Source organism: Streptomyces sp. NPDC003691, from assembly GCF_053981115.1.
The window spans coordinates 1-21,569 of sequence record NZ_JBSFNQ010000018.1 but is presented as its reverse complement, the minus strand read 5'-3'; the positions used below and the strand labels follow the sequence as shown (position 1 = coordinate 21,569).

The 21,569-nt window shown below is 72.4% G+C and carries 23 protein-coding genes, 1 tRNA gene and 1 pseudogene; 8 read left to right on the top strand and 17 right to left on the bottom strand.

Translation table 11 applies throughout. The features are described from left to right. Positions 1-7: 7 nt before the first annotated feature. From ACWDR0_RS11765 to ACWDR0_RS11755, 3 genes and pseudogenes are all read right to left on the bottom strand, one after another. A pseudogene (locus ACWDR0_RS11765) lies at positions 8-412 on the bottom strand (ATP-binding protein); the annotation flags it as partial. A gap of 400 nt (positions 413-812) precedes the next feature. Then, on the bottom strand, positions 813-1,805 hold the full coding sequence (locus ACWDR0_RS11760) for an acyl-CoA dehydrogenase family protein (RefSeq protein WP_456351488.1): 993 nt from the start codon (positions 1,803-1,805) through the stop codon (positions 813-815). Between the two features lies 1 nt (position 1,806). Further along, the gene (locus ACWDR0_RS11755) at positions 1,807-2,943 is read right to left on the bottom strand and encodes an acyl-CoA dehydrogenase family protein (RefSeq protein ID WP_456351487.1); all 1,137 of its coding nucleotides are present in this window, start codon (positions 2,941-2,943) and stop codon (positions 1,807-1,809) included. 171 nt (positions 2,944-3,114) lie between these two features. Between ACWDR0_RS11755 and ACWDR0_RS11750 the strand changes: the two genes are divergently transcribed. Further along, the gene (locus tag ACWDR0_RS11750; RefSeq protein WP_456351486.1) at positions 3,115-4,677 is read left to right on the top strand and encodes a class I adenylate-forming enzyme family protein; all 1,563 of its coding nucleotides are present in this window, start codon (positions 3,115-3,117) and stop codon (positions 4,675-4,677) included. A 137-nt stretch (positions 4,678-4,814) separates the two neighbouring features. Next, positions 4,815-6,317, top strand: coding sequence for an MFS transporter (locus tag ACWDR0_RS11745; protein WP_456351485.1), 1,503 nt, complete (start codon positions 4,815-4,817; stop codon positions 6,315-6,317). Between the two features lie 14 nt (positions 6,318-6,331). Here the strand turns inward: ACWDR0_RS11745 and ACWDR0_RS11740 are convergent, their stop codons facing one another. Genes ACWDR0_RS11740 through ACWDR0_RS11715 form a run of 6 tightly spaced genes read right to left on the bottom strand, consistent with a single transcriptional unit; the run spans position 6,332 to position 8,284 of the window. After that, on the bottom strand, positions 6,332-6,541 hold the full coding sequence (locus ACWDR0_RS11740; protein ID WP_456351484.1) for a DUF397 domain-containing protein: 210 nt from the start codon (positions 6,539-6,541) through the stop codon (positions 6,332-6,334). A 14-nt stretch (positions 6,542-6,555) separates the two neighbouring features. Then, positions 6,556-6,771: a DUF397 domain-containing protein gene (locus tag ACWDR0_RS11735; protein WP_456351483.1), complete on the bottom strand. Its 216-nt coding sequence runs from the start codon at positions 6,769-6,771 to the stop codon at positions 6,556-6,558. Between the two features lie 13 nt (positions 6,772-6,784). Beyond that, positions 6,785-6,994 (bottom strand): DUF397 domain-containing protein, encoded by a 210-nt coding sequence (locus tag ACWDR0_RS11730; RefSeq protein WP_456351482.1) that lies wholly within the window; start codon positions 6,992-6,994, stop codon positions 6,785-6,787. After that, entirely contained in the window at positions 6,991-7,218 is a 228-nt protein-coding gene (locus ACWDR0_RS11725; RefSeq protein ID WP_456351564.1) for a DUF397 domain-containing protein, read from the bottom strand. Before ACWDR0_RS11725 ends, ACWDR0_RS11730 begins: the two co-directional genes overlap by 4 nt. 20 nt (positions 7,219-7,238) lie before the next feature. Further along, entirely contained in the window at positions 7,239-7,448 is a 210-nt protein-coding gene (locus tag ACWDR0_RS11720) for a DUF397 domain-containing protein (protein WP_456351481.1), read from the bottom strand. Then, a complete protein-coding gene (locus tag ACWDR0_RS11715) occupies positions 7,445-8,284 on the bottom strand; it encodes a helix-turn-helix domain-containing protein (RefSeq protein WP_456351480.1) in 840 nt (279 codons plus the stop codon). The genes ACWDR0_RS11720 and ACWDR0_RS11715 overlap by 4 nt, the downstream gene beginning before the upstream one ends. Positions 8,285-8,380: 96 nt before the next feature. Between ACWDR0_RS11715 and ACWDR0_RS11710 the strand changes: the two genes are divergently transcribed. After that, positions 8,381-8,632, top strand: coding sequence for a hypothetical protein (locus ACWDR0_RS11710; RefSeq protein WP_456351479.1), 252 nt, complete (start codon positions 8,381-8,383; stop codon positions 8,630-8,632). A gap of 231 nt (positions 8,633-8,863) precedes the next feature. Continuing rightward, entirely contained in the window at positions 8,864-9,067 is a 204-nt protein-coding gene (locus ACWDR0_RS11705) for a hypothetical protein (protein ID WP_456351478.1), read from the top strand. Here ACWDR0_RS11705 and ACWDR0_RS11700 read toward each other — a convergent pair. The 5 genes from ACWDR0_RS11700 to ACWDR0_RS11680 all read right to left on the bottom strand — a co-directional run bounded on the left by ACWDR0_RS11700 (position 9,054) and on the right by ACWDR0_RS11680 (position 14,598). Then, complete coding sequence (locus ACWDR0_RS11700) at positions 9,054-10,265, bottom strand: vWA domain-containing protein (RefSeq protein ID WP_456351477.1); 1,212 nt, start codon at positions 10,263-10,265, stop codon at positions 9,054-9,056. The genes ACWDR0_RS11705 and ACWDR0_RS11700 overlap by 14 nt on opposite strands. 11 nt (positions 10,266-10,276) lie before the next feature. Then, entirely contained in the window at positions 10,277-11,485 is a 1,209-nt protein-coding gene (locus ACWDR0_RS11695) for an AAA family ATPase (RefSeq protein WP_456351476.1), read from the bottom strand. After that, positions 11,482-13,317, bottom strand: a complete 1,836-nt coding sequence (locus ACWDR0_RS11690) for an ankyrin repeat domain-containing protein (RefSeq protein ID WP_456351475.1) — start codon at positions 13,315-13,317, stop codon at positions 11,482-11,484. The genes ACWDR0_RS11695 and ACWDR0_RS11690 overlap by 4 nt, the downstream gene beginning before the upstream one ends. After that, positions 13,314-14,468: a gala protein gene (locus ACWDR0_RS11685; protein ID WP_456351474.1), complete on the bottom strand. Its 1,155-nt coding sequence runs from the start codon at positions 14,466-14,468 to the stop codon at positions 13,314-13,316. The genes ACWDR0_RS11690 and ACWDR0_RS11685 overlap by 4 nt, the downstream gene beginning before the upstream one ends. 57 nt (positions 14,469-14,525) lie before the next feature. Continuing rightward, positions 14,526-14,598, bottom strand: a tRNA-Arg gene (locus ACWDR0_RS11680). Between the two features lie 245 nt (positions 14,599-14,843). Between ACWDR0_RS11680 and ACWDR0_RS11675 the strand changes: the two genes are divergently transcribed. Then, positions 14,844-15,380, top strand: coding sequence for an RICIN domain-containing protein (locus tag ACWDR0_RS11675; RefSeq protein ID WP_456351473.1), 537 nt, complete (start codon positions 14,844-14,846; stop codon positions 15,378-15,380). A gap of 97 nt (positions 15,381-15,477) precedes the next feature. Here ACWDR0_RS11675 and ACWDR0_RS11670 read toward each other — a convergent pair whose 3' ends face one another. Continuing rightward, complete coding sequence (locus ACWDR0_RS11670; protein ID WP_456351472.1) at positions 15,478-15,993, bottom strand: EF-hand domain-containing protein; 516 nt, start codon at positions 15,991-15,993, stop codon at positions 15,478-15,480. Positions 15,994-16,356: 363 nt separating this feature from the next. Here ACWDR0_RS11670 and ACWDR0_RS11665 point away from each other — a divergent pair, with 363 nt between their 5' ends. Both ACWDR0_RS11665 and ACWDR0_RS11660 read left to right on the top strand, forming a co-directional pair. Further along, positions 16,357-16,938, top strand: coding sequence for a sigma-70 family RNA polymerase sigma factor (locus ACWDR0_RS11665; RefSeq protein WP_456351471.1), 582 nt, complete (start codon positions 16,357-16,359; stop codon positions 16,936-16,938). Between the two features lie 11 nt (positions 16,939-16,949). After that, positions 16,950-18,260 (top strand): maleylpyruvate isomerase N-terminal domain-containing protein, encoded by a 1,311-nt coding sequence (locus ACWDR0_RS11660; RefSeq protein WP_456351563.1) that lies wholly within the window; start codon positions 16,950-16,952, stop codon positions 18,258-18,260. Between the two features lie 112 nt (positions 18,261-18,372). Here ACWDR0_RS11660 and purU read toward each other — a convergent pair whose 3' ends face one another. Next, positions 18,373-19,224: a formyltetrahydrofolate deformylase gene (purU, locus tag ACWDR0_RS11655; RefSeq protein ID WP_456351470.1), complete on the bottom strand. Its 852-nt coding sequence runs from the start codon at positions 19,222-19,224 to the stop codon at positions 18,373-18,375. 150 nt (positions 19,225-19,374) lie between these two features. Next, a complete protein-coding gene (locus ACWDR0_RS11650; protein ID WP_456351562.1) occupies positions 19,375-19,821 on the bottom strand; it encodes an SCO4402 family protein in 447 nt (148 codons plus the stop codon). Between the two features lie 360 nt (positions 19,822-20,181). Between ACWDR0_RS11650 and ACWDR0_RS11645 the strand changes: the two genes are divergently transcribed. Beyond that, on the top strand, positions 20,182-21,384 hold the full coding sequence (locus ACWDR0_RS11645) for an ABC transporter substrate-binding protein (protein ID WP_456351469.1): 1,203 nt from the start codon (positions 20,182-20,184) through the stop codon (positions 21,382-21,384). Positions 21,385-21,569 lie beyond the last annotated feature (185 nt).

Genomic DNA, 21,569 nt, shown 5'->3' with positions numbered 1-21,569 from the left:
CCGCGCCGGGCACTCCCCGGTCGACCTCGCACCAGATCGCCTTGCCGTTGCCCTCCTGGCACCAGCCCCAGCGGTCGGCGAGGCCGTCCACCAGTTCCAGGCCCCGGCCGTTGGTCTCGTCGTCCTCCGCGGTGCGCCGCCGCGGCGGCCGCGAGCAGCGGTCGGCGACCTCGACGCGGACCGTGCCCGCCTCCTCCTGACCGAAGCCGAACAGCATCCGCAGCACGGCCGGACAGCCGGTGTGCACGACCGCGTTGGTCACCAGCTCCGAGATCAGCAGGATCAGCGTCTCCGCCAGCGGTTCGTCGTGCTCTATCCCGGAGCCGACGAGCCGGGACCGCGCCCATCTACGGGCCCGTCCCACCTCCGCGGGATCGGGACCGACCTCCAACTGAACCTGGAGCACCTGCACCGCTCACACCATCCGAACCGGCGGACACATCGCCTCGCGCCTCGACTGGGTCTTTCCCGGCAGGGTCACCGACCGTGACTCCCTTACCGGACAGCTTGGTTGACGTACAGTCACCGCAACAAGCGCTTCGGGCATATTCCAGCACGAAGGAGTACCCCGCGCACCCCCTGTGCGACGCTTGCCACGGCGAGTCGAACAGGGGCTCGCGACCCGCTCACCCGTGGTGTGAGCGGCGCGCATTTCCGGGCACGGGGACGCCGCGGGGGCATCACCGCGGCCGTCACGCCTCGGTACGACTCGCATTTCACGGAGCGTACCGGAGCGAACACGCAACGACGGCCCGTGACGAGTCATCCGAAGGACACAACCCGATATCGACGCAACGTGACACCGGATGGTGCTATAGCGAACGGGGTGGCGCGGACGGGGTGGCGGTGGCCGCCAGGGCCTCGGCCGCGGCCTCCTCCGCCTCGGCGGCGACGGGCCGGGTCCGGGCCCGTACCCAGGCCCGTTTGAGGTGGAGATGGATGTCCGCTTCCCAGGTGAAGCCCATTCCGCCGTGGATCTGGACGCAGTCGCGGGCATTGGCGGTGGCGGCCTCGTCGGCGAGGAGTTTGGCCCCGGCGGCCTCGGCCGGGTCGCCGCAGACGGCCGCCGCATAGACGGCGGCCCGGGCGAGTTCGGTCCGGACCAGCATGCCCGCGCAGAGGTGTTTCACCGCTTGGAAGGACCCCACCGGACGGCCGAACTGCTCACGCTCCCGGGCGTACCGGACGGCCAGTTCGGTGACGCGGCCCGCCGTGCCGAGCTGCTCGGCGGCGGTGAGCAGAGCGGCGAGCGGGTCCCAAGGGGCAGGTGGGATGGATGGGCCGGGTTCGGGGATCCGGTGCAGGGGGGTGAGCGGATCGACGGACCGCAGGGGTACGGCTCCGGCGACCGCGGTGGCCAGGGCGGAGTCCAGGAGCCCGCCGCCCCGAAGCCCCTGCCCCGTCCCCGAAGCCCCCTCCACCACGTCCGCGTCCGCCAGCCAGGCCACCAGCCCGCCGTCCACCCGGGTCACCACCGTCTCCCCGGTCGCCGCGCCCGGCACTCGCCCGGCCGCGAGGTGTGTGGCGACCAGCGGGCCGGGGGCCAGGGCCCGCCCCAACTCCTCGAAGACGAGTACGGCCTCCGGCATCCCGAGGCCGACGCCCCCGGCCTCCTCCGGCAGCCGCAGCGCGAACACCCCGGCCTCCGCGAGCGCCGTCCACACCGCCCGGTCGAGCCGCGGGCCCCCGGCGGTATCGGCGGTATCGGCGGGGGCCCGGAGGGCCTTGGGCGGGCAGACCCGGTCCAGCAGTTCACGGGTGGCGGCCTTCAGCGCCCGCTGGTCGTCGGTGAGCCGGAACCTCATCTCAGGCGCCGCCCTTCGGCAGGCCGAGCAGCCGCTCGGCGATGATGTTCCGCTGGATTTGGGAGGTCCCGGCGGCGATGGTGTACGAGAGCGACGACAGCCGGTCGACGGCCCACTCCCGGTCCAGGTCCAGGGCGTCGGGCCCGAGGACATCGGCAGCCGCCTCGTACAGCTCCTGCCGGGCCTGCGAGTAGCGGAGCTTGAAGACCGAGCCGCCGGGGCCGGGCACCCCGCCGCCTTCCCCGGCCTCGCTGACGTTCCACTGGATGAGCCGCCAGAGCGCCGTGAAGTCGGTGTGCAGCCTGCCCAGCCTGCGGCGGAGCACGGGGTCGTCCCACCGGCCGGTCTCCCGGGCGCGGGCGGCGAGCGCGACGAGGGTGCGGCGGCAGGCGACGACCTCCCCGACGAAGGCGGTACCGCGTTCGAAGGAGAGGGTGACCATGGTGACCCGCCAGCCGTCGTTCTCGGCGCCGACCCGGTTGGCGGCGGGAACCCGCACCTCGTCCAGGAAGACCTCGGCGAACTCGGCCGTCCCGGTGAGGGTCCGCAGCGGCCGTACGGTGACGCCCGGCGCGTCCATCGGCAGGGCCAGCCAGCTGATGCCCCGGTGCCGGGGTGCTTCGGGGTCGGTGCGGACGAGGAGTTCGCACCAGTCGGCGACCTCGGCGTGCGAGGTCCAGATCTTGGACCCGGTGACGACGTACGTATCGCCGTCGCGGACCGCCCGGGTGCGCAGGGAAGCCAGGTCGGACCCGGCGTCCGGCTCGCTGAAGCCCTGGCACCAGATCTCGTCACCCCGCAGGATCGGCCCGAGCCAGCGTTCGCGCTGTTCCGGGGTGCCCTCAGCGGCGATGGTGGGCCCGGCGTGCAGCAGCCCGACGAAGTTGGCGCCGACATAGGGCGCGCCCGCGCGTTCGGTCTCCTCCAGGAAGAGCAGCCGGAGGCCGGGGGACGCCTCCCAGTGGAGCCGGGCATAGCCCGCGTCGTGGAGCATGCGCTGCCAGTGGGTGTCGTACGCGCGCCGGCCCGGCCAGTCGTCCGGCGAGGGTTTCGGGGGGAGCCGCGGCAGAGCCGTGGCCAGCCAGGCGCGCAGCTCCGCGCGGAAGGCCGTCTCCTCCTCCGTCGGGCCGAAGTCCATACGACCGGGCCACCCCGCCTTCGCCGTACCGAATCTGACGCATCATCAGTTACGAACGGACTCAGGCTAGCCCCGGACCCCTGGACCGGCAAGCCGCGGCACCCTACTCTCCCGATGAGATCTGACGAACCATCAGAACCAATCGACGGCGGGGAGCGGAGGCGTACGGAGATGGAGAACCTGCCCACGGAGACGGAAGCGCCCGACCGGACCGGAACGGCGGTGGAATCCCCCGAGGAGACCACCGCCCGCGCGCTCGCCGCCTCCCGCACCCTCTGGGAGCTGATCGACCGCCGCGCCGCACTCACCCCCGGCCGCCGGGCCCTCCTCCAGGGCGACCGCGCCCTCACCTTCGGTGGCCTGCGCGACGCCGCCGAGCGCACGGCCGCCGGGCTGTACGGGCTGGGCATCCGGCCCGGGAGCGTCGTCGCCTGGCAGTTGCCCACCACCGTCGAAACCGTCGTGCTGACCGCGGCGCTGGCCCGTATCGGCGCCGTACAGTCCCCGGTCATCCCGTTCTACCGGGACCGGGAGGTCGGCTTCGCGCTCCGCGCCTGCCGCGCCGAACACTTCGCCGTGCCCGGTGAGTGGCGCGGTTTCGACCATACGGCGATGGCGGAGCGGATCGGCGCCCGCGGCGTCTTCGAGGCGTACGGCACCCTCCCGCAGGGCGATCCGGCGGTCCTGCCGCCACCGCCCGCCGACGGCACGGACGTCCGGTGGATCTACTGGACCTCCGGCACCACCTCCGACCCCAAGGGCGTCCGCCACACCGACCGCTCCCTGATCGCCGCGGGCTCCTGTCTCGCCCACGCCCTCCGCCTCACCCCGGACGACATCGGTTCCGTCGCCTTCCCCTTCGCCCATATCGGCGGCGCGGACTATCTGGTGATGCTGCTGCTGTACGGGTTCCCCGCGGTCCTCTTCGAGCAGTTCGCGCTGCCCGGCGCGCTCGCCGAGTACCGCCGCCACGGCGTCACCACCGCCGGGGGCTCCACCGCCTTCTACGCCATGTTCCTCACCGAACAGCGCAAGCTGCCGCCCGGCGAGAAGCTGATTCCCACGCTGCGGCTCCTCGCGGGCGGCGGGGCACCCAAACCGCCCGAGCTGTACCACGCGGTCGTCCGCGAACTGGGCTGCGCGCTGACCCACGGCTACGGCATGACCGAGGTCCCCATGATCACCATGGGCTCCCCCGCCGACTCCCCCGACGACCTGGCCCATACCGAGGGACGGCCGCCGGAGGGCATGGAGATCCGGATCACCGACGGGGAGGTACGGCTCCGGGGCGAGGCAGTCTGCCGGGGCTACCTCGACCCGGCCGAGACCGCGGCCGCGTTCGACTCCGAGGGCTTTCTCCGCACCGGTGACCTCGGGTACCTCACCCCCTCCGGGCATCTGGTCCTGACCGGCCGCCGCAAGGACGTGATCATCAGGAAGGGCGAGAACATCTCCGCCAGGGAGATCGAAGACCTGCTCCACACCCATCCCGGTATCGCCGAGGCCGCCGTGATCGGCCTCCCGGACGAGACCCGGGGCGAACGGGTCTGCGCCGTCCTGGAGCAGCGGCCCGGGACGGAGCCGCCGACCCTGCCCGAGGTGGCCGCCTTCCTCACGGGCCTCGGCCTGGCCCCGTACAAAGTGCCCGAACAGGTGGAGGTGGTCGACGCCCTGCCGAGGAACGAGACCCTGCGGAAGGTGCTCAAGTACCGGCTGCGGGAGCGCTTCGGCTGAGCCCCTTGTGCCCCGTTCGGGTCAGCCGCCGCGCGCCGCCGGAGCGGCGCGGCGTTCTTCACGTCCGATGCGCCGGGGAGCGGCGTACGGTCGCGACGGACCGGTGACCGCCGATGGGCGAAGGAGCGACAACGGCTGTGGACGACGCGAGCGGCACATCGCAGGTCGGCGAGGTACAGCCGGGGCGCGGGCGGCGGTGGACCATGCTCTCCGTGCTCTGTCTGAGCCTGCTGATGGTGGCCCTGGACGCCACCATCCTCAATGTCGCCCTGCCCTCCCTGATCGCCGATCTCGACCCCGACGCCCTCCAGCAACTGTGGATCATCGATGTCTACGGGCTGATCCTCGGCGGCCTCCTGGTCACCTCCGCCGGAGTCGGCGACCGCTACGGCCGGAAGCTCCTCTTCCTGTCGGGCGTCGCCCTCTTCGGCGCGGCCTCGGTGGTCGCCGCCACCGCCGACTCCTCGGCGCAGCTCATCGCCGGACGGGTACTGCTGGCCATCGGCGGGGCGATGGTGATGCCCTCCACACTCTCCCTGATCCGCAATATCTTCCACGACCCGCGGGAACGCACCCTCGCCATCGGGGTGTGGGCGGCCGTCGCGGGCGCGGGCGCGGCGATCGGGCCGCTGGTCGGCGGGGTGCTGGTGGAGGAGTACGGCTGGTCCGCGGCGTTCTGGGTGAACATCCCGGTGGTGGTGCTGACGTTCGCCGCGGGGGTATGGCTGCTGCCCGAGTTCAAGGACCTGGGGCACGAGCCCCTGGACTGGCTGGGCGCGCTGCTGTCGGTCGCCGGGATCATCGCCCTGGCCTGGGGCATCAAGCACCTCGCGAAGAGCGGGGTGGACGCGGAGGGTGTGCTGGTACTGCTGGCCGGCCTGGCGCTGCTCGCCCTCTTCGCCCGCCGCCAGCTCTCCCTCCCGGACCCGCTGCTGGACGTGCGGCTGTTCCGCAGCCGCCCGTTCACGGCAGCGGCGGTCGGCACCCTGATGGCGATGATGGCGATCGGAGCGGCGCTGTTCCTGCTGTCGCTCTGGCTCCAGTACGTCCACGGCTACTCGCCCTCCGAGGCCGGCCTGCGCACCCTCCCCGCGGCCCTCGCCGCGCTCGCGGGCTCCCTGTCGGCGCCCTGGGTGATGCGGCACGTGGGCGTCCGGTTCGCGATGACCGTGGGCCTGGCGTTCATGGTCGCGGGCTTCCTGGTGCTGGCGCTCGCCCCCCTGCCGACGACCTATCCGTATGTCGCGGTGGTCTTCGTCGCCCTGGGCCTCGGTGACGGCCTCGCCATCACCACGTCCGCCGCCGTCCTGGTCTCCGCGGTCCCCGCCGAGCGGGCCGGGCAGGCGGGCGCGGTCTCCGAGACCTCGTACGAACTCGGCGTCGGCCTCGGAGTCGCCCTCCTCGGCTCCATCCACACGGCGGTCTACGCCGACGCGATGGCGGGCCGCCCGCCCGCCGCCCGGGAGTCGATCGGCCAGGCGGCGGAGCTGGGCGACCCGTCGGTCCTCGCGGCGGCCCGCGCCGCGTTCGACACGGCGCTGACCACGACATCGTGGGTGTCGGTGGGCTTCGTGGCGGCGGGCACGGTGCTGGTGGCGTGGCTGGTCCCGAAGGACTTCACCGCGACCTCGGCGCACTGACGCGGTTGGGCGCGTCAGTTGGTGGAGAACCCGCTGTTCTTGATGCCCGTCACGAGTCCGGCGAAGGCGGAGACGGAGACCATGAGCACGGGCCCGTCGGTGTGCTTGCTGTCGCGGAGGGGGACGGTGCCGGTGGCGGACGCGTGCGCGGGGGCCCACTCGACGCAGGCGCCCCCGTTATTGCTGTAGGAGGACTTTGTCCAGTTGAGGACGTCGTACGTCATGGTGGTTCCTCTCGTCAGATCGTGCTTGGGCAACCGGTCTTGATGCCCGCCACGAAGGCGGAGAAGGCGCCCGCAGAGACGGCCAGCGCGGGCCCGGCCGGGTTCTTGGAGTCGCGGACCGGAACGACGCCTTGGGAGACGGCGAGGTTCGCGGCGACCTCGACGCACTGGCCGCCGTTGTTGCTGTAGGAGGACGTGAACCAGTGCGGGGAGTCGGTTTCGGTCGTCACATGAGCCCCTTCGTCAGACGATGCCCAAGCCGTCGGCTTTGACGGCCTGCACGAATCCGGCAAATGCGGAGGCGGATACCCGGAGCACGGGTCCGTCAGCGCGCTTGCTGTCCCGCAGGGGGACTGTGCCGGTTGCGGCGGCATGCGCGGGGGCCCATTCGACACAAGTCCCACCGTTGTCGCTGTACGAAGACTTGACCCAGTCGCGGGAGTCGGCTGTCACCAGGAATCCTCTCGTCGCCGCAAGGCCGGGTCGCCGGCCTTGACCGCTGTCACCAAGGCGGTGAACGCACCCGCGGGGACGGCCAGGACCGGCCCCGCGGGCTGCTTCGAGTCACGGACGGGCACGACACCGTGGGAAACGGCGAGATTGACGGCGACCTCGACGCACTGGCCGCCGTTGTCGCTGTAGGAGGACGTGAACCAGCGGGGGGAGTCGTTCGTGATGGTCACGGGGAGCCCCTTCGTCAGATGGTGTCCAGGTCTCCGGCCCTGACGCCCGCCACGAGTCCGGCGAAGGCGTGAGCCGAGACTATGAGGACAGGCCCGTCAACGTTCTTGCTGTCGCGGACGGGGACCATTCCCGTAGCAATTGCGTGGCCCGGAGCCCACTCAACGCAGGAGCCACCACTTCCGCTGTAGGAGGACTTGATCCAGTTGAGAGAGTCGATCGTCACAAGGAGACCTTTCGTACCTGCCTGATCATGGCCACGGATTCTGCTTGCGAGGGCGCTTCTGTTTGCAGTTGATGGTAGGCCCTCACCAGCGGCATCACGGAAGGCATCTCGCGCTCCAGGTAGCCCTGCGTCTGCGACTCGACATAGGCAACGACGGCCCGGTCCGCAAGTGTCAGCAGGTGGAGCAGACGGTTGAAGGGGCGTCGTTCTCCCATCGCGAACGGCGCGATCTGGAGTGAGGTGTTCGGCCTCTCGGCGAACTGGATCAGATAGCTCAACTGCGCATCCATGACGCCGGGTCCGCCGATCAACCGACGGATACAGCTCTCGTCCAACACTGCAAACACCAGTGGCGGCAGGGAGCGCCTTTGCAGCATTGCTTGACGCTCTATCAGGACATCGACTCGCTCTGCCGCCTGCTCCGGCGTAATGCTGCCCCGCTTGACGTGTCCCGCTTCAATGGCTGCCGCGTACTCCCGCGTCTGCAGCAGACCAGGAATGACACCCACCTCGAAGATCCGAATCTCTGCGGCTCGGGTCTCATGGCCCACATACTCCGGAAACCCTTCCAGCAGTGCGCCATGCCGGATCTCACGCCACTGCCGCTCGAACGTGTCTACGGATCCTTCAAGACCAAAGATGGTGTCAGCACTCTGCGAAAACTGACGAGTTGGCGGCCTGCGCCCCGTCTCGACAGCCGAAATATGCCGCCCCGAGTACCCCATGCGGTCGGCCAAGTCGTCTTGAGTCCAACCCTTCGCCTCCCGTGAGCTGCGTAACCGCGCCCCGAACGCCTCTGCCGGGCTGCCATCGGGGTTCAACTCCTTGCGGTTCACCAATGCGCCCTCCGAGTTTCGTCTCGTTGAAGAGATTTCCACCCTAGGCAACTCTGAAGCTCCTTGTAGTGGAAACGCTACAGAGAGGAGCGAGCCATGCCCGCCGACCAGAGCTCACCCAGCTCACCGCCCTGGGAGCCGCACATCGGTGAAACCGTCCGGGACGTACCCGGGAAGAGAATCGGGCGGGTCGTCGACCGGACCCATACGCGCTACTGGCTGCGCCCCATCGGCGGGGGCATCGAGTGGGATGTGCCCGCGGACGAACTGGAGCCCGTCACCGCGTCCGAGCTGCTCGCCGGGGCCGTCGCCGAGGCCAACGAACGCAGCACGGGGGCACCGGCGTGACCGGCGAAACGACCGCGGACGACGATTGCGCGCGCTGCCGCAAACTCACGGCAACCGAGCGGGAGGCGACCTCCGCCGGGGACGGGTCCCGGGCCGCGGACTGCCGCGTACTGCGGCGCCGGCACGAGGATGCCGGGCATCCGGCCGAACCTCCCGCCGCCTGATGCCATCTGGAAGGACGAGCGCCCCGGCGGACCGCCCCAACGGTCCGCCGGGGCAGCGGAGGTGACCATGACCCGCGACGCCCTCGTCGCCGCCGACGGCCCGCAGCCTTTTGACGCGATCTGCGTCCGCTGCCGGGCCGAAACCTGTGCCCCGACCGCGGTCGGGACCATAGAACGCGCCAGCGGACCACCCGTCGTCCTCTACGCCTGTCCCCGCTGCGTCGTGGGCCACGGCGCGGGCCCGACCCCGGACGAGGTCATCCGTCCGTAGTCCCGGCTGCGGGAATGCGTACGGTCTCCGCCCAGGGCGGCGGTTCCGGCGGGTCCTGGCCGATGAGGGCGGCGATCAGGCGGGCGGAGACGGGCTCCGCGGGCCAGGGGGTGTAGCCGTCGGTGAGAACGACGACGATGTTCGGCCGATCCGGGGCGGCGAGCGCCCTGGCGATGCCGACGGTCATGTCCGTACCGCCGCCGCCCGCGAGTTCGACCTGGTCGACGGCGGTCACCCGGGCCACGGCATGGACATCGGCATCGCAGGCGAGGACGGCGACCCGGTTTCCGCCGACGCCCACTTCGCGCAGCACGCCCGACACCTCGGCCAGCGCGGCGGCGAGGTCGTCCTCGCCCATCGAACCGGAGGTGTCGACGACGATCGCGACCCGGGGCAGGGGCCTGCGCAGGCTGGGCAGCACCACCCGGCCGCCGAGGGCGGGGGTGCGGCGCGAGGGGCGGCGGTAGGTGTAGTCGACCGCGCCGCCCGCCCAGGCCGCCGCTTCGCGTACGGCGCCGGTGAGGGCCTTGCGCCAGTCGACGGTGGGTTCCAGGACCTCTTCCGCCCAGCGCTGCCAGCCCGCCGGAACCGTGCCCCGGGACCGTACCTGGGCGCGGACGGCCTGGGCGGTCGCCCGGCGCAGGGCCTCGGCCTCCGCCGGGCCGAGACCGGTCGTACCGATGCCGGTGCCTTCGCCGAGATCCCATGCGGTGGAGCAGCCGTGGGCCCCGGAACCGCAGTCCGGTGAGTGCGGGGGCGAGGGCGGGAGGTCCCGCAGGTACTCCTCGAAGAGCCGGCCGCCCGGCAGTCCGAAGAGCCGCGGCTCCATCCGCCCCTCGGGCAGCCGCAGACCGTCGGCGAGGAGGTCGTCGTTGATCTCGCAGTCCTGGGCGATATTGACCCGCCGGTGGTCCCGCTGGTCGGCGGCCGTCAGCCGGTCGGCGCGGCCGTGGTGGTCGCGCAGCAGATGCGCCGCCTCGTGGATCCACACCCCGGCCAGTTCGTCGACGGGGGTCGCCTCGACGAAGGCGGGCGCGACATAGCAGCGCCAGTGCCGGTCCACGGCCATCGTGCTCACCCGTTCCGACGGTACGACGGTGAGGGCGTACAGGGCGGAGGCGAGATACGGGCGCGCCTCGGCCGCCTGGTAGCGGGCGGCCAGCAGCTTGGCCCGGTCGAGGGGGACGGGAACGGTCATACGGCGGCCGGTCAGCGGGCGCCCGGCAGTGCGCCCGCGAGCTGGAGCAGTTCGAGGAAGGCGTCGATGCCGGACGGGATGGGCCAGTGCGGTTCGCGCATCATGGCGAGGTCGCGGGCCGCGCGGGCCGCCACATCGGGCACCCCGGCGTCCACGGCCTTGGCGAGGACCTCCCAGCCCGCTTCCCAGCGGGGGCGGGTCGGTTCGCTCTGTACGGCGGCGACCACGGCGATGAGGAACGCCAGTTGCCGGTCGCCGCGTTCGGGCAGCGCGAAGGCCGACGGGTCGGCGAGCACCCGGTCGGGGTCGGGCAGGTCCAGGTTCTCCAGATAGGAGAGGAGTTCGAGCCCGGCGGCCTCGCCGACGGCGCCCATCAGGGCGGCGGCCTGTGCCTCGCGCCCGGCGCCCGAGGCGTATCCGGTGGCCAGCAGCCGGAGCGCCATCTCCCAGGTGCGGGGCGAGGGCCAGGCGCGGCCCCGGCCCTCGGCGTCCTTCGGCAGATGGTGCGCGAGCCCTGGACGGGCGGTGAGGAAACCGCTGATGACGCCCCGGGCGCGGGCGGCGGCGCCGGAGACACGTCCCGGCTCCACCGTCGGCAGGACCGTCTCGGGCCAGGTCCCGGCCATGCCGCGGGCGACGGTGCGCGGGTCGTGCGTCCAGTCGAGGTGGACGAAGCGGTTGGCGAGCGGCGGGCTGAGGTGCCAGCCGTCGGCGGCGCTGGCGGGCGGGTTGGCGGCGGCCACGATACGTACCGAAGCGGGCAGTGCCAGGCTGCCGACCCGGCGTTCCAGGACCACGCGCAGCAGAGCGGCCTGCACGGCCGGGGGCGCCGAGGACAGTTCGTCGAAGAACAGCAGGCCGTGCCCGGTACGGGCGAGCCGGACGGCCCAGTCCGGCGGCGCCATCGGCACACCGTCGGCCGCGGGGTCGTCGCCGACGATCGGGAGTCCGGCGAAGTCGGACGGTTCATGGACGCTGGCGACGACGGTCTCCAGGTGTACGCCGAGAGCACCGGCGAGCTGTTCCATACCGGCGGACTTGCCGATACCGGGCTCGCCCCACAGCAGGACGGGCTGGTTCGCCGTCACGGCCAGGGCGAGGGCCTCCAGCTGCGGGTTGGCGGCGGGTTCGGTCCTGGTGGCGCTCAGCCGGGTGTTGAGGTCGTCGGCGGCGGCGAGGGCCGCGGGCACGGCGGCGCGGGCGGGAGCGGGAGCGGTCACGGGTGGCTGTCCTCGTCGTCCTCGTCGTCTTCCGGCTCCTCCTCGTACTCGTACTCCTCGTCCCACTCGTCCTCATCGGAGTCCCGCTGGTCCATATGGTCGTCGAACCAGTCGGAGCCGATGCCCGGGTGCTCCTGGACCACCCGGTCGCTCAGGAACGCCAGATCGGTCCGCTTGTAGCGGCGGATCACCTGGGCGAGGGAGAGTTCCATCTCGTCGGTGACGTCGATCCTGGCCCCGGCGGCGAGCAGGTCCCGGACCAGCTCGGCGGAGCCGCCGTCGTGGACGGCGCTCTGGAGCGGGGTGCGCTCTACCCCGTCCTTCGTCTCCAGGTCGAGCCCGGCGGCCAGCAGGCGCGGCAGCAGCTCCCGGTGGTCGAGGAGATGGAGGACATGCAGCAGGCCGCGGCCTCTGCCGTCACGGATATGCGGATCCGTACCGGCGTCGAGGAGTGCGGTCACGGCGGGGGTGTCGCCGTGCTGGGCGTGCAGGAAGAGTGCGTTGCGCTGTTCCCGCAGGGCCTTCGGCAGCCGCCCCTCGCCGCTGGTCCACGCGGCCTGTGCGGCGAAGCAGCCGCTGATGGTGCCGCCGAAGGCGCGCAGCGCGAGTTCGCGCTGCCGTTCCTGTTCGGTGTGCGGGCCGGACAGTGTGCCGTCGCGCGAGACGACTTCGTGCCATACGCCGCCGCAGCGGACCCGGACGGGCTCGGGCAGCCGCGGGCCGGGCGGCGGCCCGGTCGCCGGCCCGGCGTCGGGGAACAGGGCGGCGGTGACCAGCGGGTGCAACTCCTCGGGCCGGATCCGCCCGGCCCGCAGCAGACCGATGTCGGGCAGCCGCTCCCAGACGTACGAGGGGACCCGGGGATTGTCTTCCTGCTGGCCCCGGTCATGGCCGGTGACCCGAGGCGGGGCGCCGTCGGGGTCGGCCGGGTCCAGCTCGAACAGCAGATGGCCTCGCCACCCGGCGGCGAGGAGGAATCCCGGCCCGCGGCCCGCGCGGGCGAGCAGGCTCAGCTCGGGAGCGATACGGGTGAGGTCGGGGGCGATGGACGAGACCATCTGGGCGACATCGAGCTTCCCGGAGAAGTGGCGGCCCTGCGCCGGCGGAGTGAGGTCGAGGCCGAGACCGGCGGCCGCGTACGCCTCGGTGTGCTCGCCGCGTGCCTGGAGGACCGCGGTCCATTCCGCGAGGGCGGCGGGGTCGCCGCTGCCGGGATGCTCGTCCGGCAGCTCCTCGGGCGTGAGGGGTGTGCCGTCGGGGTGGAGGAACGGCAGCCTGCCCCGGGCGTTCGCGGCGCCCGCGCTCAGGCGCAGTTCGCCGGTGCGGCGGGCGTCCCAGAAACGGCGGGCGGCGGTCCAGTCCTGCGTGGAGTACTCCAGTCCGTGCCGCATGTCGCGACCGGGCGGGATGGCGGGGACAAGGTGCAGGAGGAGTCGCTGCGGCCCGTTCAGCATCGGGGTGTTCGTGAGTGACAGGACGGGGCCGAATTCGCCGTACGCGGCGAGGACGACGCGGTGGGCGGGAGCAAAAGTGGTCTGGCCGCCGAGCACCCGCGGAAAGTGCCAGCGCAGCAGGTCGGGCGCCAGATGCCGCAGGTCGTCGGCGACCCGGGCGGCCACGTCGGGGCCGTACCGGTCGGCGATCCGCCAGGGGTCGAGGTCGTCGGGTGCGTCCACGGCCGCCGCGGCGCAGGCGGCCCGCCAGTCACCGGCCTCCCGGGCCTCCGTGGCCCGTTCGATCATCCAGCGGGGTACGGCGTAGCGGCGGATGCGGGCCCAGGAGGAGGCGTCCTCCGGGGCGAGGCCGCCGGGCGGGACCGGTCGCGCGGTCACCGGTACACGCTCCCGATCGCCCGCAGGTCGGGGTGGGTCGGCAGGACCGGCCGCAGCCGCTCGGCGAAGGAGCGCTTGACGCGGCGGGGTGTGCCGGGGCCCAGGCCCACGTATTCGAGGCGGTGCCCTTCCGGCAGTGCGGCGAGCAGGCTTTTGGCGCCCCGGCCGGTGATGCCGGTGTGGCACAGCTCCAGGCGGCGCAGCGGGCTGCCGGGCAGGGCGGCGGCCAGGGTACGGGCGCCGTCGTCGCCGGTGGTGTTGCCGGGGGCGCCGAGGCTGCGTTCGGACATGGCCCGGCCCAGGTCGAGGGTTTCGATACCGCCGAGGGCGTCGGCGAGGGCGCGGGCTCCGGCGGGGCCGATGCCGTTGCCGCCCAGGCCGAGCCGTACCGGCCGGGCCGGGTCGGTGGCCGCGGCCAGCACGGCGGTGCCCTCGTCACCGAGGTGGTTGGCCGGGAGGTACAGCTCGCGGACCCCGGCGTCGCGCACCAGGGCGGCCAGCAGCGGGGCGTCGGCGGCGGTCAGTCCGTTGCCCCCGAGGAAGAGCCGTTCGAGCGGGGCGCCGCGGTCCAGGAGTGCGTCGAAGAGGATCCGTACGCCCCCGGGTCCGATTCCGGAGTTGACGAGGTCCAGGGTGCGCAGCGCGCTGTTGCGGCGCAGCAGTACGGCGAGGGTACGGGCGCCGGTCTCCGTGACCGGGTTCCGCTTGAGCCACAGGGCGCGGACCGTGGGGTCGTCGGCGAGCGCGTCCGCGAGGGCGGTGACACCGTCCGGGCCGATGCGGTTGCAGCCGAGGTAGAGGGTCCGGATGCCGTGCGCGGTCCCGGCGTCCCGGGCGGCGGTCAGGGCGGCGGCGACGGACCGGGCGCCCTCGTCGCCGAGCGCGTTGGTGCCGAGCAGCAGGTGCTCCGCGTGCGGGGAGGCGGCGGCCGCGGGCAGCAGGCGGGCCGCGCCTCCGGGGCCGAGTCCCTGCTTGCACAGGTCCACCCGGCCGTCGGCGCGGAGGGTGCCCAGCGGGAACGTCTCGTCCGCGGCGACGGGCCGCGCGTCGGCCAGCCGGGCCGTCAGCGGTGCGAGCAGCGCGGGATCGGCGAGCGGCAGATCGGGGTGCTCGATCGCGGGGCAGCGTACGGGCGTTGTCGGCTGGTCCATCACCACTCCACCGGTCCTCCGCCGGGGCCCGGCGTGCGCGTCGACAGCAAGTAGACGCAAGACCGGTCGGATTCGAACCGACGTCCTCCAGCTCGATGCTTGGGCGCGACGACCTCTGCGCTACGGCCTTGCTGCGGAGGAGCATAGCCTCAAACACCACGGTTTTCGATCACTAGTTTGATATTCGATCACGCTCTTTTTCGCCCCCGGATTCCCGGGCCGCCCGGACTCCCGGTGGCCGGATGGCGTGGCCGGTTCGGCTTTCTGTACACCGGGGCCGTGCGGTCGCCATCGTGGAGGCGGTTCAGCACTCCCCCGGCGTCCCGGTCGGTGCCGCCGGGGCCGTACCGGACGACTTGGTGGAGGGGAATCGGTATGCCTCGGATCCGTGACCGTGACGCGACGTTCGACATCCCGGACGGTGAGGTGTTCATCCACCTCGCCGGGCAGCCCAATCTGGTGTGGGACATGGCCGGCGCCTCGCAGCAGGCGGGCGGACGCATGCTGCTGTGGCCGCGGCACGGCGGTGCCAACCAGCGCTGGCGGGTGACCGTCTTCAACGACGAGAACCAGTTCTACACCTGGTTCCGGATCACCAACGTGCACAGCGGTATGGCCCTGGTCCACCAGCTGGAGGGCGACACCTTCGTCCAGCAGCCCCTCGCCGCGGACGGCTGGTCGCAGATCTGGGCCATGGGCTATCCCGGCTCCGCCGGTTCGAGCTACAGCCCCGCCAGGCCCGCCGAGCCGCACCCCACCGGCTCCGACGGTCTCCGCCTGCGCTACAAGGGGGGTCACAGCGGCGGGGGTGTCGTGGCCGTCGCCGCCCCCGAGACGTCCGGCACCTATGTGTCCTCGGTCAACCGGGGGGACGGCTTCGAAACCGGCTGGAGGTTCGTGGCAGCCTCCTGACGGCCGGTCACCCTCTGCCCGGGAGAAGACGGTGGTCCTCCCCGGGCGCGGAGGGCCGGGGACCGGCTCCAGGCCGGTGCTCCGGACACTCCGGGAACTACGGCTGCTCCGGAGTGACGTAGTACGCGGCGAACGCCTTCAGCACCTCGTCCTCGCGGATCCGGCCGTCGCCGTCGCCGTCGAGGGCGCGGGAGGCCACGGCGGCGAGGTCGGGGGCGACGCCCAGGACGGTCAGGACCCGCTCGGCGGCACCGGTCGTCACGCCCTGCCCGTCCGTGTCCGCCACCGCGATCACCGCGCGGAGGAAGGGGCGGGCGATCTCGGCGAAGCGCTCCGGATTGTCCCGGAGCCGCTTGACCGCGCCGGTGATGAACTCCTGGCGGCTGACGCGCTGGTCGCCGTCGACATCCGCAATTCCGGCCATGCCCTGCCAGAACGCCTCGGCGCCGCTGTAGAGGGCCTGCCCCTTGTCGCAGCGGGGAGTCGTGGAGAACTCGGCGAGCAGCCTGGCGGCCGCCCCGCTGAAGTCCTCGCGGTCGATGTAGCCGTTGCCGTCCTGGTCGAATACGGCGAACCGAGACGCGATCTTGCGCTCGTACTCTGCGCTGTCCATGCGGGGAGCGTAAGGCCCCGGGAGGCTGACGCGTGCAACTACCCGCCAATTGACCCCACGGGAACGGAAAACAAACCGCTGGTGACAGGCCGGAGAGCAGCCCCGGAGCCCCGGCCGCCGACGGCGACCTGCAAGGACGCCGGGGGCCCGTGGGCCCCATACCACCTCGGCCCGCCTCCGGGGGCGCACTTGGCGCAAAGGGGCGTGCACTACCCGGTGCGCGCATTACATTTCGGGAAGCGGAACGGGTACGGGCAGGGATACGGACGGACGACACACGACAGCGACGGCAACAGCGGCGGCAGCGGCTACAGCAACGGCAGCGATGGCGGACGAGGGCGGACAGGGTGGGGGCCGGGACCGATGGCTAAGGACACGCAGCCGCGCTGGGACCGCCGGATGCAGCAGCGGCTGGCCCGGGGCGAGGCCGCGGCGCTCGGTGAGCTGTACGACAAGTTCGCCTCGCTCGTCCACAGCCTGGCGCACCGGGTGCTCGACGACGACGAGGCCGCCGACCAGATCACCCGGGACGTCTTCGGCTATCTCTGGGAGAACCCCGGCGCCTACGACCCGCGGCAGGGGTCGATGCGCTCCTGGGTGGCCGGGGTGACCAACCGGCACGCCGTGGAGAGACTGCGCCGTACCGGCGCCGCCGAGCTGGCCCGGGGCGCGGACGGCACCACCGAGCAGTTGGAGCAGCGGGTACGGCGGGCCGCCGCCGAGGCCCGTGCCGACTACATACGCACCTCGATGCCGGCGCCCCTGCGCCGGGCCCTGGAGCTGGCGTACTTCGAGCGGCGGGACTACCGCCAGACCGCCGCGGACCTCGGGGTGACCGAGGACGAGGCCCGGCGGCGGCTCCGGCTCGGGCTGCAACTGCTGTCGACCGCCCACAGCCGCCCGGCGGAGGGCGGCTCACCCCCGGGTCACGGGCGCTCCCTGTGACCGGGCCGCCGCTGGAGGACGACGGATCCGGGGAGGCGGTCCGCCACCCGGCCGCCGGGACCGGTGCGCCCCGTACCCCGGGGACACCGGATGAACCGGCCACGGCGGGGGCGGCCGCCGATGGCGGGGAAGCCGATCGCGGTGCCGGTCCTGGTGCTGGTGCTGGTAACGGTGCCGGTACCGATCCCGATGCCGGATCCGATGCCGATGCCGGATCCGACGGGCCGCTCACGCACCGCGTGCTGAAGTCCCTGCTCGGTGCCTGGGCGCTGGCCGCCTGCTCCGCGGAGGAGACCGCCGCCGTCGAGGCCCATCTCGGCGACTGCTCGCCCTGTGCCGACGAGGCGCTGCGGCTGCGCGGCGCGGTCGAACTGCTCCACACCGAACGGGAACTCGACCTGCCGGCCTCCCTGCGGTTCCGGGTGCTGGAGAACTGCCTGGTCCGCCGCCCGCCCGCGATTCCGGTGCCGGACTGGGCCGCACCGTACGACGCCGAGACGGCCCGGCTGGACGCCCTGCTGCGGGACATCCGCGGACGCGACTGGGACGTTCCGGTGCCGCTGCGCTGGTTCGACGGGCGGCAGGCGGTCGAGCAGTGGACGACCGTCAGCCGGGTGATCGGTCATCTGATGAGCGTCGACGGGCTGGTGGCGAGCGCCCTCGGGCTCGCCGATCCGATCGGGCGCGAGGCGCCGCGGGTACCGGCGGAGCGGACCGAGAAGTTCTGGCGGGCCGAGTCGGGGCCGCGCGGCCGGGCGGTGCTGCCGCCGTGGCGCGACCAGAGCCATGCCCTGATCCGTACGGTCTCGTTCGCCGGACCGGGCGCCGCCGATCTGTCGGTGTCGTACGGCGACTTCTCGCTCCCGCTGCGGGACTCGATGATCGACCGCGCCTTCGAGTGCTGGATCCACGCGGACGACATCGCGGGCGCGGTGGCCTATCCGTACGATCCGCCGCGCGGACCGCATCTCAACCGGATGATCGACCTGGCGGCCCGGCTGCTGCCCGCGGCGCTCGCGGGACGGCGGCGGGCCGGGCTCGCGGGCCCGGTGAAACAGCTTGTCGCGGCGGGTGCGCCGGGGCGCTCCGTCCATCTGGAGGTGGAGGGCGCGGGCGGCGGGAACTGGTACATCCCGCTGGACTCCCCGGCCGCGCTCGGCTCACCGGACCACACCGTCGCGCAGGTGGCGCTGGACGCGGTGGAGTTCTGCAAGCTGGTGGCCGGGCACGTACCGCCGCACGAGGCGGCGGCCGGGCAGGACGGGGACCGGGAGGCGATCCGGGACGTGCTGTTCGCGGCGGCGTCGCTGAGCAGGCTCTGAGCAGGCTCTGAGCGGGCCCTGAGCGGGACTCGGCGCCCGGCCAGCGGCGGGGCGGTGCCGGGCCGGGTCTCATGACCCCGGGACACCGCCACCCCGCCGGGGGACGGTCCGGTCAGGCGAAGACGACCGTACGACGCCCGTTGAGCAGGATCCGGTGCTCGGCGTGCCACTTCACCGCACGCGCCAGCGCCTGGCACTCCACATCACGGCCGACCGCGACCAGCTGGTCCGGGGTGACCTCGTGGCCGACGCGCTCGACCTCCTGCTCGATGATCGGGCCCTCGTCGAGATCGGCGGTCACATAGTGGGCGGTGGCCCCGATCAGCTTCACACCGCGGGCATGGGCCTGGTGGTAGGGCTTGGCGCCCTTGAAGCTCGGCAGGAAGGAGTGGTGGATATTGATGATCCGGCCGCTCAGCTCCTTGCAGAGGTCGTCGGAGAGGACCTGCATATAGCGGGCGAGGACGACCAGCTCGACATTCTCCTCCCGGACCAGCTTCAGCAGCTCGGCCTCGGCCTCCGCCTTGTTCTCGCGGGTGACCGGGAGGTAGTGGAAGGGGAGGTTGTACGAACCGACCAGCGCTTCGAAGTCACGGTGGTTGGAGACGACCGCGGCGATCTCCACCGGCAGTGCGCCGATCCGGGAGCGGAAGAGAAGATCGTTGAGGCAGTGACCGAATTTGCTGACCATCAGGACCACCCGCATGGGCTGGTCGGCGCGGTGGATCTGCCAGTCCATCGCGAAGGAGTCGCCGACGGCGGCGAAGCTGGCCCGCAGCTTGTCCACGGTGACCGGCGGTTCGGCCGAGAACTGGACCCGCATGAAGAACAGACCGGAGTCCTGGTCGCCGAACTGGCTGCTGTCCTCGATATTGCAGCCGGTGATGAAGAGATAACTCGACACCGCGTGCACAATGCCCTGTTTGTCCGGGCAGGAGAGCGTCAGCACATACTGTTCGGTCATCTTTGTAGGGTGCCATAGAGGCGCCCCGGGCAGGGGTTTCGTCCGCCGACCGGACACGGGCGCCCCGCACGGGCCCGCTCCGGGCTTCCGGACCTCCGAGCCTCCGGACTTACAGGCTTCCGGACGGGAGGGTTCCGTTCAGTCCGCCGCTCAGGCGGACCGGTTCATGATCCTCAGGATGTCCAGCGACCGCGGAGGGGTATCCGGGTCCTCGCCGTCGTTGCCCGCGAGCCGCACATGCGCCTCGCGCGTCGCCCGGACCGCGTCCGGCCAGCCGGGGTGCTCCAGATAGGCGGAGACCGGGGCGTCCGGGCCGACCTGGTGCATGATGCGCAGCACCCGCAGCACCGCCGCGTCCACCAGGGCGGCCTCGGTGGCGTCCCGGAAGATCGTCCCGATGTACTTCTCGGCGGACCAGTTGTCGAGCCAGGTGTCCTCGACCAGCCGGTAGACGGCGTCGGTCACATCACCGTAGCCCTCCCTCCCCGCCAGCCAGGTGTCCTGGTGGAAGGTGGGGTCGGAGAGCATGTGCAGCGCCGAGCGCACATTGCTGCGCCAACGCCACCAGGGCATGTCATTGAGCGGCATACCACCCATGGTGGAGGAGCGGCGGGCGCGGCGGGAAGGGGGATTCGGGGCGGACTGCACGCCTTCGATCGTACGTTCCCACCCCTCACGCCCCGGCGGCCCCCCGGTTCCCGCTGTTCACCAGCCCGCCATCTCGCCGCCCGCGACGCACACACCGCCGTTACCCGGGTGGCGGAAACGTGAGGGCGCATGACGGACAGCAGGCGTCACTTCCCCCTATCCGGAGCCCGCGGCGGGCCCGTTCCCGACGGCATCCGGCCGCACCGGACCGGCGGGCCGTCCGCCGGCCTGGCGGACTGCCCGGCCGGACCCCGGACCCGCGGCCGCGGCAGGCGGAGGGGTACCGCGGGGGCCGCGGCCCTGGCCGGTGTGCTCCTTCTCACGGGCTGCGGAACCCTCCCCGGCCTCGGCGACGGCCCCGAAACGATCACCGTGATGACCTTCGCCCCCGAGGGCACCGACGCCACCAATATGCCCGGCATGCCCGCCATGGCGAAGGCGTACGCCCGCTGGGCGAATGCCACCGGCGGTATCGACGGCCATGAGCTGAAGGTCATCACCTGCAACGAGGGCAACACCACGCGCGGGGCGTCCGACTGTGCGCGCAAGGCGGTCAGCGAGAAGGTCGACGCGGTCGTCGGCTCGTACAGCCAGCACGGCAGGGACTTCCTGGCGCCGCTCCAGGCGGCGTTCATCCCGTTCATCGGCGGTTACGGGGTCTCCGAGAGCGAGTTCACGTCGCCGGTCTCCTTCCCGGTCAACGCGGGGCAGGCGGCACTGCTGGCCGGGCAGGGTGTCCAGCTCGCCGGCGAGTGCCGCCGGGTGGCGATCGTTCGGCCCGACACCGCGGCGGGCGACGCACTGCCGGAGCTGCTGGCGGCGGGGCTCGCCCACGGCGGCCGGCCCGCCCCCGCCGATGTCCGCGCCCCCGACAACGCCAACGGCTACACCAGGGAGGCCGCGGCGGCCCGGAAGCGGGCCGGAGCGGGGGCCGAGGGCAGCTCCGACGAGCGGCCGGGCTGTGTCACGGCGGCGCTCGGGAACCGTACGGAGACCTTCGTCGACTCGTACCGCAGACTGCCGGAGGACGGGCGCGAGATCCGGTTCTCGTCGGTCAGCGGCAGCGTCGACCAGCCGCTGATCAACCGCACCGGCGGCCGGACGGGACCCTACGAGGGGGCGTTCGTCACCGGCTGGTACCCGGCCGCGGACGACTCCCGCTGGAACCTGATGAAGAAGGTCATCGAGGAGCACGCCTTCGGCGACGACCGGATCGACCCGGCCGACGCGGGCGTCCAGACCACGTGGATCGCCTACTCGGTCCTGACCGCGGCGATCCGCGCGGCGGACTCCGACACGATGAACTCGCGGCGGCTCCTCCGGGCGCTGGAATCCGGCGCCGAGTTCACCACCGGGGGCCTGACGCCCACCCTGCACTGGGACTACGCCGAACTCCAGGGCTTCAGCGGCTACCCGCGGGCGGCAAACCGCTCGGTGACCTTCCAGGTGGTCCGCGACGGCCGCCTGATCTCGCAGGGCAAGGGCATCCCGGACATCGGCAAAATCATCTGACGGGGGGTGCGTGTCCCTGCGGGGCGTTGGGGGGTGTGGGGTCGCGCCATGCCGGGCGGGGTTCGCTGTCCGACTGCTGGCCGTCGTGGGCTTGTCGCGCAGTTCCGCCCCCTATGCCTTCGGCATGGTGGGACCCCCAGCGCCCCTTCTTGCCCGTACCCAGCCCTGTTTCCTTGCCCATCCTG

Bases quoted from the DNA above. Each gene is read 5' to 3' on its own strand.
- ACWDR0_RS11670 (WP_456351472.1), bottom strand. From the start codon at position 15,993: ATGGACAGCGCAGAGTACGAGCGCAAGATCGCGTCTCGGTTCGCCGTA.
- ACWDR0_RS11740 (WP_456351484.1), bottom strand. From the start codon at position 6,541: ATGACGTACGACGTCCTCAACTGGACAAAGTCCTCCTACAGCAATAAC.
- ACWDR0_RS11675 (WP_456351473.1), top strand. From the start codon at position 14,844: ATGCCTCGGATCCGTGACCGTGACGCGACGTTCGACATCCCGGACGGT.
- ACWDR0_RS11685 (WP_456351474.1), bottom strand. From the start codon at position 14,468: ATGGACCAGCCGACAACGCCCGTACGCTGCCCCGCGATCGAGCACCCC.
- ACWDR0_RS11700 (WP_456351477.1), bottom strand. From the start codon at position 10,265: ATGACCGTTCCCGTCCCCCTCGACCGGGCCAAGCTGCTGGCCGCCCGC.
- ACWDR0_RS11750 (WP_456351486.1), top strand. From the start codon at position 3,115: ATGGAGAACCTGCCCACGGAGACGGAAGCGCCCGACCGGACCGGAACG.
- ACWDR0_RS11710 (WP_456351479.1), top strand. From the start codon at position 8,381: ATGCCCGCCGACCAGAGCTCACCCAGCTCACCGCCCTGGGAGCCGCAC.
- ACWDR0_RS11650 (WP_456351562.1), bottom strand. From the start codon at position 19,821: ATGGGTGGTATGCCGCTCAATGACATGCCCTGGTGGCGTTGGCGCAGC.
- purU (WP_456351470.1), bottom strand. From the start codon at position 19,224: ATGACCGAACAGTATGTGCTGACGCTCTCCTGCCCGGACAAACAGGGC.
- ACWDR0_RS11760 (WP_456351488.1), bottom strand. From the start codon at position 1,805: ATGAGGTTCCGGCTCACCGACGACCAGCGGGCGCTGAAGGCCGCCACC.
- ACWDR0_RS11665 (WP_456351471.1), top strand. From the start codon at position 16,357: ATGGCTAAGGACACGCAGCCGCGCTGGGACCGCCGGATGCAGCAGCGG.
- ACWDR0_RS11705 (WP_456351478.1), top strand. From the start codon at position 8,864: ATGACCCGCGACGCCCTCGTCGCCGCCGACGGCCCGCAGCCTTTTGAC.
- ACWDR0_RS11755 (WP_456351487.1), bottom strand. From the start codon at position 2,943: ATGGACTTCGGCCCGACGGAGGAGGAGACGGCCTTCCGCGCGGAGCTG.